Annotated in this window: 15 protein-coding genes; 10 read left to right on the top strand and 5 right to left on the bottom strand. The window is 45.7% G+C overall.

The annotated features are described in order from the left end of the window. Genes R7E42_RS04160 through R7E42_RS04150 form a run of 3 tightly spaced genes read right to left on the bottom strand, consistent with a single transcriptional unit; the run spans window position 1 to window position 1855 of the window. Window positions 1-414 (bottom strand): ExbD/TolR family protein, encoded by a 414-nt coding sequence (locus tag R7E42_RS04160; RefSeq protein ID WP_005375322.1) that lies wholly within the window; start codon window positions 412-414, stop codon window positions 1-3. Then, entirely contained in the window at window positions 411-1109 is a 699-nt protein-coding gene (locus R7E42_RS04155) for a MotA/TolQ/ExbB proton channel family protein (protein WP_145472135.1), read from the bottom strand. Before R7E42_RS04155 ends, R7E42_RS04160 begins: the two co-directional genes overlap by 4 nt. After that, window positions 1109-1855 (bottom strand): energy transducer TonB, encoded by a 747-nt coding sequence (locus R7E42_RS04150; RefSeq protein ID WP_053303818.1) that lies wholly within the window; start codon window positions 1853-1855, stop codon window positions 1109-1111. The genes R7E42_RS04155 and R7E42_RS04150 overlap by 1 nt, the downstream gene beginning before the upstream one ends. 160 nt (window positions 1856-2015) lie before the next feature. Between R7E42_RS04150 and hutW the strand changes: the two genes are divergently transcribed. From hutW to R7E42_RS04130, 4 genes are all read left to right on the top strand, one after another. After that, complete coding sequence (hutW, locus tag R7E42_RS04145) at window positions 2016-3386, top strand: heme anaerobic degradation radical SAM methyltransferase ChuW/HutW (RefSeq protein WP_064354555.1); 1371 nt, start codon at window positions 2016-2018, stop codon at window positions 3384-3386. A gap of 32 nt (window positions 3387-3418) precedes the next feature. Further along, window positions 3419-3922, top strand: a complete 504-nt coding sequence (hutX, locus tag R7E42_RS04140) for a heme utilization cystosolic carrier protein HutX (protein ID WP_005385051.1) — start codon at window positions 3419-3421, stop codon at window positions 3920-3922. A gap of 56 nt (window positions 3923-3978) precedes the next feature. Further along, window positions 3979-4509 (top strand): heme utilization protein HutZ, encoded by a 531-nt coding sequence (hutZ, locus tag R7E42_RS04135; RefSeq protein ID WP_005375331.1) that lies wholly within the window; start codon window positions 3979-3981, stop codon window positions 4507-4509. Window positions 4510-4606: 97 nt separating this feature from the next. Continuing rightward, window positions 4607-5143, top strand: coding sequence for an ATP:cob(I)alamin adenosyltransferase (locus R7E42_RS04130; protein ID WP_115386758.1), 537 nt, complete (start codon window positions 4607-4609; stop codon window positions 5141-5143). An 80-nt stretch (window positions 5144-5223) separates the two neighbouring features. Here R7E42_RS04130 and R7E42_RS04125 read toward each other — a convergent pair whose 3' ends face one another. Beyond that, a complete protein-coding gene (locus tag R7E42_RS04125; RefSeq protein WP_005385059.1) occupies window positions 5224-6138 on the bottom strand; it encodes a chemotaxis protein in 915 nt (304 codons plus the stop codon). 214 nt (window positions 6139-6352) lie between these two features. On the opposite strand from R7E42_RS04125, the gene ppiC reads away from it, so the two are divergent. The 6 genes from ppiC (at window position 6353) to R7E42_RS04095 (ending at window position 13409) form a co-directional block, all read left to right on the top strand. Next, window positions 6353-6694 (top strand): peptidylprolyl isomerase PpiC, encoded by a 342-nt coding sequence (ppiC, locus tag R7E42_RS04120; RefSeq protein ID WP_080276970.1) that lies wholly within the window; start codon window positions 6353-6355, stop codon window positions 6692-6694. Window positions 6695-7037: 343 nt separating this feature from the next. Beyond that, the gene (locus R7E42_RS04115) at window positions 7038-8342 is read left to right on the top strand and encodes an MATE family efflux transporter (RefSeq protein ID WP_262592251.1); all 1305 of its coding nucleotides are present in this window, start codon (window positions 7038-7040) and stop codon (window positions 8340-8342) included. A 173-nt stretch (window positions 8343-8515) separates the two neighbouring features. After that, a complete protein-coding gene (locus R7E42_RS04110) occupies window positions 8516-9277 on the top strand; it encodes an ATP-binding cassette domain-containing protein (RefSeq protein WP_213885192.1) in 762 nt (253 codons plus the stop codon). A gap of 20 nt (window positions 9278-9297) precedes the next feature. Next, entirely contained in the window at window positions 9298-10146 is an 849-nt protein-coding gene (locus tag R7E42_RS04105; protein ID WP_262592250.1) for an ABC transporter ATP-binding protein, read from the top strand. Beyond that, on the top strand, window positions 10136-11650 hold the full coding sequence (locus R7E42_RS04100) for an ABC transporter substrate-binding protein (RefSeq protein ID WP_262592249.1): 1515 nt from the start codon (window positions 10136-10138) through the stop codon (window positions 11648-11650). Before R7E42_RS04105 ends, R7E42_RS04100 begins: the two co-directional genes overlap by 11 nt. 4 nt (window positions 11651-11654) lie before the next feature. Beyond that, window positions 11655-13409, top strand: coding sequence for an ABC transporter permease subunit (locus R7E42_RS04095; RefSeq protein WP_411974596.1), 1755 nt, complete (start codon window positions 11655-11657; stop codon window positions 13407-13409). 178 nt (window positions 13410-13587) lie between these two features. On the opposite strand, the gene R7E42_RS04090 is transcribed toward R7E42_RS04095, so the two are convergent. Next, the gene (locus tag R7E42_RS04090) at window positions 13588-14346 is read right to left on the bottom strand and encodes a DeoR/GlpR family DNA-binding transcription regulator (RefSeq protein ID WP_005375354.1); all 759 of its coding nucleotides are present in this window, start codon (window positions 14344-14346) and stop codon (window positions 13588-13590) included. Window positions 14347-14404 lie beyond the last annotated feature (58 nt).

The raw sequence follows: 14404 nt of genomic DNA, 5'->3' as shown, positions 1-14404 counted from the left end.
TTATGATGGCTCTTCAGTGAGTAACTGAGTTGCTTGAATTCCGTTTTCTTGTAAAAAGCCGAGAAGTTGTACTAGCGACTGAATATTCGCGGTTTTTTCTGCTCCAATTACAATCGGTTTATCGCTTGACTTACTCTCTTCTAACAGCGCGAGGGTAAAGTTGTCCCAATCGATATATGTCTTGCCGTTAATAGCCCAGTAAGGCTCGTCTTTAAGAATATTTACCGTGATGGATTGCTTATCGACATCTGCAACTGCCTGAGATTCTGTGCTCGGTAAATTGACGTCTAATGAATCGAGTTTGACCGCTGCGGTTAACATCAGGAAAACCATGACGATAAAAATAATGTCTAACAGCGGTGTTAAATCGGGGGTTAAACCGTTACGACTATTTTCTTGTGGTGTTTTAATCATTGAGTTGCGGCCTCAATCTTCCCAGAAGAGCGCAGTGTTACTTTTGAGTGGTCTGGCGAGACATGCTGTAACGATATACCTTCAAGCCATAAGTTGACGTAGTTTAAAGTGTGCTCAAGCTTGGCGATTACACGATCCGCCCACAAACCAATGATCTGCGCTCCTGAAATAGCAGGAAGTGCGATAATGAGACCCGCGGCAGTGGTGCGCATGGCAAGACCTAGGCCGTCAGCCAAATCATTCGGAGTGATATTCCCCGTGGAAACCGCGATGCCTTTGAACATGTCAATTAAGCCAAGTACCGTACCAAGCAAGCCAATTAAAGGACTGATGACACCAATCAGCGTCAGCAAACGAAGGCCGGAATGCAGCTGATGGCGTTTTTCTTGCAGCCAAATACCTGCGGCATCTTCTCTTAAAGATTTCGAGAAAGAATGATGAGCAAGCAACATCGCAACACCACGGTACAGAAGCGGCCGCTTATTCGACAACTCTTCAGCAAGTGCTTCAAGCTCGCTCCCATTTGTTGGGTCTAATCCTGTGAGCTTTTGGCGAATGGCTCGCTTTCCTACACCAAGGCTAATTAACACATGGAATAATCGCTCGGCGATGATCATCACGGTTAGAGCTGAGCAAATGATCAAAGGCCATGTCATCAGCCCAAATTGAGTTTGTAATTCTTGTAGTTGTTCCATTATCCATCCAACTTAAAACGAACAGGTACTTGTACTCGGTGAGCGACTTTTAGCCCACCTGAAATATGTGGTGTAAATTGCCACTGTTTGATCGCACGAAGTGCTGAGGCATCTAGCGACTCTGTGCCGGAAGACTCAATCAAAACCTGTTTAATCTGGTTACCATTCTCATCTAGCCATATCTCATACAAGGCTACACCTTCAATACCGCGTCTTTGTGCAGACCTTGGGTAACGGGGTTGTGTTGGTTGACTCACAAACGTTGGTTTGTCGACCAAGACAGGCTGAGACGTTGCCCCTTTGGATTGGCTCGCAGGTGCGGATTGTTGAGCTACCGTCTCTTTCTTCACCGGTTCCGTTTTTTTCTTTGGTTTCGCTTCGGGCTGAACCTTTTGCTTTGTTACGGTTTTGGTGGGCTCGACCGCTTTAGGTTTAGATTGTTTAACCGGTTCAGGTTTTTTCTCTACTACCTTCTTCTTAACAGCGTCTTTCTTGACGACCTGTTTTTTTACAATCTTCTTTTCTGGTTCAGGTTGGTCTTGAGGCTGCTGCTCTTTTAGTGGTGCTACATTTTCTGGTGTAGATTTTTCGACAGCTGGAGGAGCAGACACAAGATTTAGACTTACCGAACTTGCTGGGTTTCCAGCCGGCATCGCGAACACCTTTGTCTCTTGAGAAACAAAAAGAAGTGCGGCATGGATGGCAAGGGAAGCACCTCCTGCAATGACATATCTTTGTACGTTCACGGAATATCTCGGGAAACTATGAAAACTTGGGCAGATTATTACTTACAATGGAAATAAGATCAATTATCAATTGCATTATCATTACGCTCAAATTATGATTCTTGCAGAATTTTTAAGATCAGCTTCCATCCCTTACATGATGGGAGTTAAGCGAGTATATATGAGCGTCGATATCGATAAGCTTGATGAATCAGTGTTGGGCAGTGATAGTCCTGATCCATTGCGATTTGCTTTTGTTAAGAAGCATTCTGCACATGCCGGGGGAGCGAGCGTACCTGTGCCCTCGTCTCAACAACAGGCGATTTTTTCGAGTATTACGGCTAACTCAATTAAAGCGACCAATAAACGCTGTCTTTATATTCATGTTCCGTTTTGTCGCGTTCGTTGCACTTTTTGTAACTTCTTTCAAAATGCTGCAAGTCGCACACTGGTTGATGAGTACTTTGAAGCATTAATGCAGGAGCTTAGAGAGAAAGCGGCATTACCTTGGACACAAAATGGTATTTTTCACGCCGTATATATCGGGGGCGGAACGCCAACGGATTTATCTCCAGTACAGGTTCGTGTGTTAGGCCAGGCTATCCGAGACCACTTTCCTTTGGCTGCAGACTGCGAAATCACCTTAGAAGGTCGCATCAATCGTTTTTCTGATGAGTTGTATCAAGGCGCTTTAGAGGGTGGGTTTAATCGTTTCTCTTTTGGTGTGCAAAGTTTTAATACACAAGTGCGCCGCAGCGCAAAACGTTTAGATGATAGGGAAGATGTCCTCAAACGAGTGAGCGAGATCGCCAAAGAAGACAAAATTCCGGTCATTATCGATTTACTCTATGGCTTACCTTATCAAACCAAAGAAGTATTAGAGCAAGATTTAAATGATTTCCTCTCGACTGGCGCACACGGACTGGATTTGTATCAGTTAGTGGTTGGCGGGTCAGCTCCCATGCTCAACCTCGTAGAAAAGGGAAAAATCCCGCCACCTGCGACCACACCAGAAAAAGCGGGAATGTATGAGCTCGGTGTGAACTTTATGGCCAAACACCATATGAAGCAACTGAGCGTGAACCATTGGGCAATCGATAACCGCGAGCGTAGTTTATACAATAGTTTAGCCAAGACTTATGCAGAGGTATTGCCAATTGGCTGTGGTGCTGGAGGTAATATCGGTGGCTACGGGATGATGCAACACCGCACACTAGAGACCTATATTAAAGCGGTCAAAGAAGGTCAAAGCACCATCGCGATGATGATGAAGCAAAGCCCTCTAGAACCACTTTTTTCTGCACTCAAATCTGCGTTTGACCGTGGCATTGTTCAAGCAAATCAACTTCCATCATTTATGGGAGAGGACGCGTTCGGGTTTTTATTGCCTCTATTTAAAGTGTGGCAAGCGAAAGGCTTAGTACAACTACATGAACGTAGCGCAGTCCTTACTCTTGCAGGCAGCTTCTGGGCAGTGTCATTGGCTCAAAGTTGTATTCAGGTACTCACGTCGGAGATGAACGAAACCGTACCGAAAGCATCCAATAATTAATGAAAACAAATTGAACAAAAACGGAAGACACAATGGAATCAATCAAGCAACAAGTTGAAGTATTACTAGAGCAAGAACCACAATTATTGCCAGCTGCGATGGCAGAGCGTCTTGGCATTTCCGAGTTTGAGGTTGTTGCGGCTCTACCTCAGGAAATGGTGGCTATTGCACCAGGAGAGCAAGCGCAAAGCATCTTAGAAAGTTTGGTTGGTTTTGGCCCGGTGACGACCATCGTCCACTCTTTTGGTTCTATCTTTGAAGTTAAAGCGCCGTTTCCAAAAGGAAAAGTGGCGCGTGGCTATTACAATTTAATGGGTAGAGAAGGTGAACTGCACGGCCACCTTAAATTAGATAACGTTAAAAATGTCGCATTAGTCAGTAAACCGTTTATGGGTAGAGAGAGTCACTATTTTGGTTTTTTCTCGGAGTGCGGAAGCAATATTTTCAAGGTTTATTTAGGCCGTAACGAAAAGCGCGAGTTGATTGAAGAACAAGTAACCGCATTTCGCGCCCTACAAGCCGAATTAAAAAAGTAATCACAAACATAATCGAGGCTTAACTCGAATACTAATTAGTAAAGTCAGGTATCAATATGGATCAACAAGTTAAACAAGAGCGTTTGCAAGGTCGTTTAGGGCCAGAGATCAAAGAGTTCCGTCAGGAGCGTCGTACACTTCAGCTTGCAACTGTCGATGCAGAAGGTCGCCCGAATGTAAGCTACGCGCCTTATGTCCAAAACCAGGAAGGTTATTTTGTTCTCATTTCTAAAATCGCTCGTCATGCCCGTAACCTTTTAGAAAATCCAAATGTTTCATTGATGATGATTGAAGATGAAGAGTCTTCAAAGCAGCTGTTTGCTCGTAAGCGCTTAACTTTTGATGCGGTAGCAAATGTAGTTGAGCGAGACACAGAGATGTGGCAACAAGTTGTTGGACAAATGAAAGAGCGTTTTGGTGAGATTATTGATGGTCTAAGCCAGCTAGAGGATTTCGTTTTGTTCAACTTAAAGCCAGAATCGGGGCTATTTGTTAAAGGTTTTGGTCAGGCGTATCAAGTGTCTGGTGATGATTTAGTCGATTTTGTTCACCTTCAAGAAGGTCATAAGAAAGTCGAAAGTGCCTGATTGTAAACCGATCATATGAATGTCGATCATTTGGCATAATGAACGTTTAAAGGGAGTTAGGTTATACTGACTCCCTTTTTTATATTGGAACAAAAGCATGAAACCTGTAAGCAAGGAGTTGAGCGAGATTTGCTATCCGTTTATTTACGAGGACAGTCCGGTTTGTGACTTTGAAATTACAGCAGATGAACTTTGTAGTCGTATTGGCCTTGTTCTCGCTATGGAGTTGGACGAGTTTAGCCGTGATATACTGACAAGAATGCAGCCTAATGTTTATCATCTAAATGGTTCGGTTCGCGGAAAATTAGCGATTACAGAGGCGGAAGTTGAAGAGTTAAAGGCCGATTATGCTTTGCTCAAGCAACGTATTGATGGCGGCTTCAAAGGCTTTGTTCTACCCGGAGGGCACCCGGCAGCCAGTCAATTGCATTTGTGCCGTTGCCAAGCTAAAAAAACGGTACGAGCATTAGTTGCCGTTGAACATACAGGTAAGAAGCAGCCCGCACCTATTTTGTTTCGTTACGCGAACTTATTAGCGAATGTACTTTACAGCCTAGCTTCTTATATTAATCATGCTCACCAAGTCAAAGAGACGGAATTCGTTTCTCGTAGTTACGCGATGCCAAAGAAGTGAGCTGAGAAATTAGCGGATGTGAGCATCAGGGATAGGACAAGCACTGCATTATATTCTCAAATCAAGTCGTCCAATAAGAGTTAAGAAGTCATAGCTTTGGCTTCTAGCTCTTTTGCTCCGCGAAGCATCGCTTCGATTAGTTCTCCTGCATTGAATTTCTCAAGTGCCTCATGCGCGCCAACTTGGTGAGCTCTGTCTACACAGATTTCGCTCGATAACGATGTGTGTAAAATGCGGTATGAATGGTTCAGAGAGGAATTATTCTGAACTTCAAATGCTAACTCATAACCGTCTAATCCGGGCATTTCAATATCGCTGACCAGAATATCAATTGGGCGATGAGCCGCAGCGTCACTTTTCATCAGTTCCAATGCATCTAAACCATTTTTACAGATTTGATACCCAATATTGATGCTATCGAGTGCGTCACACAGCTGTTTACGAGCGATGGAAGAGTCATCCACCAATAGAATACTGAGTGCTTTTAGGCGTTCTCGCTCAATATCTGTCAGCATTGGTATCTTTGAATTCTCGTACTGCGGATAAATTTTGGAAAGTAGCAGTTCCACATCCAGCATTTGAACAGTTTTGTCCTCGTAGCGAGTAATTCCAGTCACGAAAATATTTTTTCCAGCGCTCGGAGGTGGCGTTTCAATAGCTTTCCAATCGCACTCAATGATCTTCTCTATACTACGAACCATAAACGCAACCACGGTTCGCAAGCAATCTGTCACGATCAAGTAGCAGCTTTTATATTCTTCTTCACTAATAGGACGAAAGCCAACAGCCGCTGACATATCGATCACTGGTACTGTTAAGTTACGTATCGTAACGGTTCCAATGACGTGATGATGCGAGTAAGGGATCTTTGTCGTTGGCATGTACGGGACGATTTCACGGACTTTTAGCGTACCTATAGCGAAACTCTGTTGCAGGGTGAGCTTAAACATCAACATGCCCTGAGACTGATTCGCTTTGCTAACGACTTTTGCCATGAAAATAACCTTATAAATACCACCGAATTGTGTCTAATCTAATCTTATCAGACGAAGGCTTCAACCATCGGAGAGACAAATGTGAGCTTTTTAGACAATCTTTTAGAGAATAGTGATTAACTGAGCAAAACTTGTTTGTATTTTAAACTCATTATGTAGACGATTTTATATTCCTCGTGTATTTGGGCCTTTACCGCTGAGCTATTATTAAGAAATGTTTGGTCTGTTAAAAAGGATTGGGTACACTTGCGCGACCAGAATAGTGAGAGATAGATCAATGGCAAATACAGCAGCCGCATTACATATTCTTGTGAAGCACAAAGAGCAAGCGGAAGACATAATCAAGCAACTGAAAAAAGGCGCAAAGTTTCAGACATTAGCGAAGAAGTATTCAACTTGCCCGTCAGGCAAACGCGGTGGTGACCTTGGTGAATTCCGCCGTGGTCAAATGGTACCTCAATTCGACAAAGTGTGCTTTTCTGGCGAAGTGTTAACGCCGCATCTAGTTAAAACCAAGTTCGGTTGGCATGTTGTAAAGGTGCTTTACAGAACATAAGGCTTGGTATCGACCTAAACATTGTCAGATGAAACCCACAAGCATTAAATATCATCTGTACGGTCTCTTTTCACCAATCACTACCGTTATGACATGGCAGCTACATTCTGATCTGCCATGCTCCACCAAACGCTAATCTTTCCAAACTAGAAACTCATTTATATGCAGTTAACTTGGCTTTTCTCATAAGTCGTTATCCTATTTCAAGCTTTGGTATGAGAATACGTTTGCTGGTTGTATCAATTATCAATGCTATTCCTTGCTGGCGAACTTTGGTTCATGTTCGGGCGCCATTCGCATATGATAGCGACCTTATAAAAATTAACCCCGTTCATAATTTAAGATGTCCCTGACTCATAAAGACTATTTTAAAATCGCATTTCCTTTCATCGTTTCTACTGTTACCCAACCATTATTGGGGGCGGTGGACACCGCGGTGATCGGTAAACTCGGTGTGGCTGAGATGATTGGTGGTGTGGCGATCGGCACCGTCATCATGAATACCTTGTATTGGCTGTTTGGCTTTTTCCGCGTCAGTACTACCGGGCAAAGTGCAATCGCATTAGGTAAAAACAGCCCAGAAGATCAAGCGAGCAGCTTATTCCGTCCTTTCGTGCTTTCGCTCTGCCTTGGCTTGATTTTCATTGCGTTGCAGTCCGTGATTTGGATGGGGGCAGAGCTGATTATCTCCCCTGATGCCGTCGTGGCCGAAAACGCGAAGATTTACTTCGATATCATGATCTTTGGTGCGCCATTTGTACTGCTGAACTACACCGTGATTGGTTGGTTGATGGGGCAGGCGAAAGCCAAAGAAACCTTGTTCGCGCAAGTGTTTGGTAACGTGCTGAACATCGTGCTGGATATCGTCTTTGTGTTGTACTTCGATATGGGCATTGCTGGTGTTGCGGTGGCGACACTTATCGCACAAATCTCGACGTTTGTTATTGGTGCGGTGCTGGTGTTGAAAACCTGCCGCTTCACGCTGTTTGATTACATTCAGACCGCAAAAATGACGCGTAAAGATCTCAAAGTCATCGCGTCTTCCAATATGGATCTGCTGCTTCGTACTGTGTGTCTATTGGTGTTCTTCAACATGATGGCGCGTGTAGGCTCTCAGCTTGGTTCTGATGTGCTTGCTGCGAACGCAATCTTGATGCAAGTGACCTTTATCGTCAGCTACATGTTCGACGGTGTGGCGAATGCGTCGAGCGTCTTTGCAGGTAAAGCAGTAGGGCAGAAGAATAAGACATTGCTTGATAACGTGATTAAGCTAAACACGCAATGGACCGCAGCGTTCGTTGTTGTCTTGACCTTGCTGTTGGTGCTGTTCAAACACCAAGTGGTGATGTTGTTTACCACCTTGCCAAATCTTGTTGAGCTGTATTTGGACATGAGCCCTTGGTTATTGGCATTCCCGTTGGTTGCTGGTTTTGGTCTTACGTTTTACGGCATCTTTACCGGTACAGGGACGACGCGACCAGTGCGTAACTCTACCTTTCTAACCATGGTGTTGTTTTTAGTGACTCAATTTATTGCGGTGCAATATTGGGGCAACCACGGTTTATGGCTGGCATTCACGTTGTTCTACGTTGGGCGCTTTGTCTTCTTGTTTCCATACCTCGGTCAAGTTAAACAAAAGTGTCTTTAATACACACTGTCACAAATGACCTAACTTAGATGTTCTTATCACAAGGGGGGGAGCTATCTGCCCTTGTTGATAAATCTGAAAAAGGTGATGAAATAACCTTTCCGACTGGTTTCCTTGCTTTAACCCGCATGATATTATTTGTGATGTTATATTATTACATTTAGTTTGATGCCGTGATTTCTCGACCAATACTCTCCGTTAATAATCTCAGCCTTACAGACTCAGAACGCACACTCTTCAAAGACATTTCTTTTGAGCTGTTTCAAGGTGAAGTTCTTGCCATTATGGGACCTTCCGGCATTGGTAAATCCATGTTGTCGAAAGCCGTCGCAGGTTTTTTGCCGTCTGATATTTGGGTAGACGGAAGTATCCAGCTTAACAGCAGTGAGGTCGCACAAACTGCCATGCTGCAACGGAGTCAATCTCAGCGTCCTGCGGTCATTTTCCAAGATGCACTTAAAGCACTGAATCCATTGGCCTCTGTCGAGCAACAACTGTGTTTGGCATTGACGGGCAACAAAACACGTTTGTCTTCAGCAAACCGAGAAACGGTGACGACCTTGCTGTCTCAACTCGGATTTACGGATCCAAAAGCAGCATTAGCGCAGCATCCAAGCCAGCTATCTGGTGGTCAACGTCAGCGTATTTGTATTGCCATTGCGTTGCTTGGTAGTGCCAACTTGATCATCGCGGATGAGCCCACCAGTGCGCTCGACCCAATCACCGAAGCGGAGATCCTTGAGTTGTTTCGCAGTAGTGTTCAGCAACGCAACATCAGTGGTTTGTTGATCACGCACGATCTATCTGCGGCTTTGGCGTGTGACAAAGTCTTGGTGATTGCGGACAACACCATGGTGGCTTATGGCGCACCATGGCAAGCCATTCAGCAAAGTTCGCATCCTTTCTGCCAACAACTTGCGCAACTGCTGCCTTAACCTCATCTCTGGAGCCTATTTTGACTAAGCACAACTTGAGCGGGCACACGCAGCCTAAATCGGCGGAAGTTCGCTTTGAGCAAGCCAGTGTTCACTATTACTCCAAACCAAGTTGGTTAGGGGGCAAACCGTTTAAAGCGCTCGAACAATTGGATCTTGCTATCGACACAAAGAACATTGCGATTGTTGGTCCGTCTGGTGCGGGTAAATCGACCTTGATTGAACTTCTGTTTGGTCTTCGTAAACCGACATCTGGTGAAGTGTATGTGTGTGGTTATCCGTTATCGCGTAGCTCGGCTAAGCAGCGACAAGAGTTGTGTCAGCACATTCAACTGATTCCGCAAGAGCCGCAATCGAGCTTGAATCCTTATTACACCGTTCGCCAGATCTTACTGGAGCCGCTAAGCAACATTGGTTTGACGCAAGAGCTCAATGAGAAGGTGGAAAAGGTCTTGGCGGATGTCGGTTTGGCTCTCACATTGCTGGATCGCAACCCGCAGCAATTATCAGTTGGGCAAGCGCAACGTGTGGCTATCGCCAGAGCTTTGATTGTCGAACCTTGCGTGTTGGTTGCCGATGAGCCAACCAGCAGCCTAGATCCCGTCAGTCGTAAACAGATTCTCGACTTGTTGGCAGGCATTCAAAAGAGTCGTCAGATGCGCCTGATTTTGGTGACACATGACCTCGATGCGGCACAAACCCTATGCGATGAAATCCTAGTGTTAGACAAAGGACGCGTTGTCGAGCACGGCACAGCACAAAACGTGACAAATAACCCATCACACTTGATCACGAGAGCCTTGATGAGCGCTCAACACAAAAGTAATGAATTCACAAAAACCATTGGAGAGGTTTCTTATGCACCTTAGTACTCCCAAGTTAGCTTTGTCGCTGGCTTTAAGCGCACTGCTGACGGGTTGTTTTGACTCTGGCGAAAGTAAGCCAGAAGCGGAAAAAGCAGCCGCACCGCAAGCGACGGAAATTCGCGTTGCCATGATGCAACCACCACGCACAGGTTTGTCACCACTTTCAGATGACGCGTTCAAACTGTCACGTTGGAGCACGGCGGAAACATTGGTGAACCTAAACGATCAGTCGGTAGCAGAGCCTATGCTGGCAACGGAATGGGAACAAGTTGACCCGATGACGTGGCAATTTACGGTACGTAAGGGCGTGAAATTCCACGATGGTTCTGACCTTGATGCCAACGCGGTTGTGAACTCTCTACAAAAAGCATTAGATGCCGCACCAAAGCCACGCATTTTGGATGGTATCGAATGGCAAGTTCGCGCATTGGACAACTTCACTGTTGAAATCAAAACGACCTTTAACGATCCATTGTTGCCAAGCCGTCTATCTAGCCCACAGTTAGCGATCCTTTCTGGTGCTGCATACCAAGAAAACGGTCGTGTTGTGCCAATCAATGCGGGTACGGGTCCATTTGTTCTGACAGAAATCAACGGGACAACCAGCGCGAAACTGAAACGTTTTGATGGTTACTGGGGCGAAAAAGCGAAAGTAGACAGCATTTTTGCTGAATACGTACCAAACGGTTTTGCTCGTGCTGCTGCACTGCGTACCGGTGAGGCGGATGTAGTTGAAGCCGTTCCTGTTTCGCAAATCGCGATGATGGAATCTTCACAGCTGCACGAAGTCGCAATGCCACGTACCAACACGCTTTACCTAAACAACAAATCTGATGTGTTTAGCCAGTTTGGTTTGCGTAAAGCAGCGGCTCAAGCGGTTAACCGTGAGCAAATCATCAAAACGGTTTACGAGAACCACGCCGATTCAGCGAAAGGTCTTTTAGGTCCAGCATTGGCATGGGCTCAACCAATTCGTGATGCGAACCCTCGTATGGAAACCATGGAAATGCGCCACGCGAACGGTGAGAAGATCACCATCGGTACATTTACCGACCGTGCTGAGTTGCCAGAAGTAGCGGTGCTGCTAAAGCAACAACTTGAAGCGGCTGGCTTTGTGGTTGAGCTAGACGTTCGTGAATACGCACAAATCGAAAACGATGCACTAGCAGGTAAGTTCGATGCGTTCTTGTTGTCACGTGCAACAGTGTTGGATTCTGGTGATCCAGTGGCGTACATGCAAAGTGACTTTAGCTGTAAAGGTTCTTACAACCTAGGACAATTCTGCTCTGAAGAAGTGGACGCAGCATTGAAACACGCTGATCGTCAGCCTTTGGGTGAGAAACGCCAACAAGCGATCATCGAAGCAGAAAGCAAAATCCTTGAGCAATACGCTGTGATTCCACTGCTTCACGAGCGTGTAATCCAAGGTGAGAGTGACCGCGTGAAGAACGCACAACGTGACCCACGTGAGCGTCGCCTGATCGACCAGTTTACTGAGGTGAACTAACTCGATGTCGTTTGTTGCCAACATGCGCTCTCGTTGGAGCGCTTGTATGCCTGAATGGTTTACGCGTTTTTTGTCGCGCTTCCTGTCACTCGGGGGAGTGGTTGTGCTGGTGGGTTTGATGCCGGATATTGCCGGTATCGACCCAAGCCAATCAATCCTCCGTGCTCGTGCGGGTGCTCAACAATTGCTGACGGCAGAAGCTCTGCAAGCAATTCGAGAAGATCTTCAACTTGACCGCAGCGCTGCTGAGCGACTGTGGGATTGGTTGACGCTTGCCATGCAAGGTGACTTAGGTGTCTCTTGGGTGAGTGGCGCATCCGTGATGGAGAGCGTTCAACAAACCGCAAAAACGTCGCTACTACTGATGCTTACAGCGTTAGGTATGGCATTTGTAATGTGCATGGCGAGCGTACTTTACACTGTGCGTCGTTGGCAACAGAATCGTTTAGACAAGCATCATGACACGCTCAGTTCGGTGTTGGTCTCATTGCCGGAATACGTGATTGCTTCATTGCTGATCATGGTATTTTCCATTTGGTTGGGTTGGTTCCCACCTTATGGTTGGCAAGGCATGCAAAACCTCTGGCTACCCAGCTTGGCAATGGCATTGCCGGCTGCTGGCTTGTTCGGGCGCTTGCTCAATGACAGCATCAAGCGTGTATTGGATGAGCCTTGGGTGATCACTTGGCTATCGGCGAACGTTAGTAAGTTCCAAATCTTACGCTTTGCCTTGTGGCGTGCCGTTAGTAACTTGATTCCTCAAATCGCAATGACGGTGATTGGTTTAACCGGCGGTGCGGTTGCTGTGGAACAGGTGTTCTCCATTCCAGGTATCGGACGACTAATCTTAGGCGCAGCGAAGTCACAAGATCTGCCTATGCTGCAAGGTGGCTTGTTGGTGTTGCTGGTGTTCTCGATGTTGATCAGCAGTGCGAGCATCTTATTGCAACGCTGGTTACTCGGACACAGTGTCACAAGTGGCAAGTTGATCAGCAGTCACAGTACGTTCCGTTTTACCCAAAGCACTACCAAACGCATCGTCAGTGCCACAATCTTTGCCTTGCTGATTGGTTGTGCGGGATGGGCGTTAATGCGCGATCCTTACACCATCCAATTTACTCGCCTTGAATCGCCAAGCTTAGCAGCCCCGTTTGGTGCCGATGCGGTCGGGCGAGATCTGCTTGCTCGTGTTGGCGGGGGTATGATGTCGACAATCAAAATGGGCATCATCGCGACGTTCCTAAGTTTGGTGATTGGTTTGCTGCTCGGCTTTGTGACTCGTTATAGCCAAGGCTTAATTGAGATCACCAAAGGTGTGCCATACATTGTGGCGGGTCTGCTGATCGCTGGTCTAACGGGAATGAACCCAAACAGTGCCTTGATTGCGATTGTTATGGTGTCATGGGCACCATTAGCGGCGCACTGTGCGAGCTTGTTGATGGAAGCCAAAGCGCAGCCTTATACGCATCTTGCGCCCATTTGGGGAACCAATCAGTGGCGAGTACTCCGCTACTACTTGTTGCCTTATGTGCTGCCGCCATTGATTCGTCACGCGTTTCTGCGTTTGCCGTACATTACGCTCAGTCTGACGTCTCTGAGTTTTATCGGACTTGGCGTTAAGCCGCCAGAACCTGAGTGGGGCTTATTGATTGCAGAGAATCTGCCTTATATCGAGCGCTCGCCATTAGGTGTCTTACTACCAATCTCAGGCTTGGTTTTGATGGCAATTGCGGTGAATTTGATTTTTGATGACAAGTGACGAGCAGCGATAAAGTGAAGTGAGCTTCCATATCCCAGATGTAATCAGTAATTTGGTAATTTAGAAAACAAAAGGATGTGTTTTCTGCCAGAAAGTACACAGCACGGTCTATGTATATTGGAAGCACCTATAAATTAACGAGTATAAAAGTTACGCGAACTCAGATGTTTAGGTAGTGTTACTCTTTATACACACGTAATCCTTTATCCGTTAATTCTTGAGTGACCACTTCGGATAGGTTTCGATCGGTAATAATTCCGTCCAATTGCTCGATGTCTAATGCATGAAAGCTCGCTATCTGACCGTATTTAGTTGAGTCTGAGATCAGATAATTGGTTTGTGCCGCCTTGATGATTGCTTTTTTAACGAGAACTTTATTTTCATTAGGTGTTGATAAGCCTTTCAAGCTCCAAGATGAAGTCGAAATAAAGGCGATATCAATATTTAGCCCATTCAAGAACTCTGCGACTTTTCCTCCAATGGTGGATTGGTTCTCGCGGTCAATTTTTCCCCCTGTGTGGTAAAGCTCACATTCACTGTGCGTCATAAGGAAAGCAGCAATAGAGAAGTCATTGGTGATCACTAAAAGATCATTACGATTTGCTATTTGATGGGCGATTTCTAGAGAGGTTGTTCCCGCATCCAAGTAAATCGTAGCGTCTTGACCAATTAACGTAGCCGCCAGCTTACCAATTTGAATCTTTTCATCCGCTTGTTGCTCGACCTTCGCATCATGGGAAAGTTCGGAATGTAGAGCTTGAGCGAGTTGCACTCCACCAGAAACAGAAACGACTTTACCTGAGGATTCAAGCTTCACGATATCACGACGAATGGTCATATGTGATACGCCAAGGTGGTCGGTTAAATCTGAAATGCTTAACACTTCTTGATGTGATAACAGGGATAATATGGTTCTTTGACGTTCTGCTGGGATCATAGTTTCACTTCTATATTCTTGTTTTTCAGTATCCTACCAATCTTTTCATTTGTTGTGA

The organism is Vibrio sp. Vb1337 (genome assembly GCF_033338715.1).
Lineage (GTDB): Bacteria > Pseudomonadota > Gammaproteobacteria > Enterobacterales > Vibrionaceae > Vibrio > Vibrio alginolyticus.
This window is presented reverse-complemented; position numbering and strand designations above follow the sequence as displayed.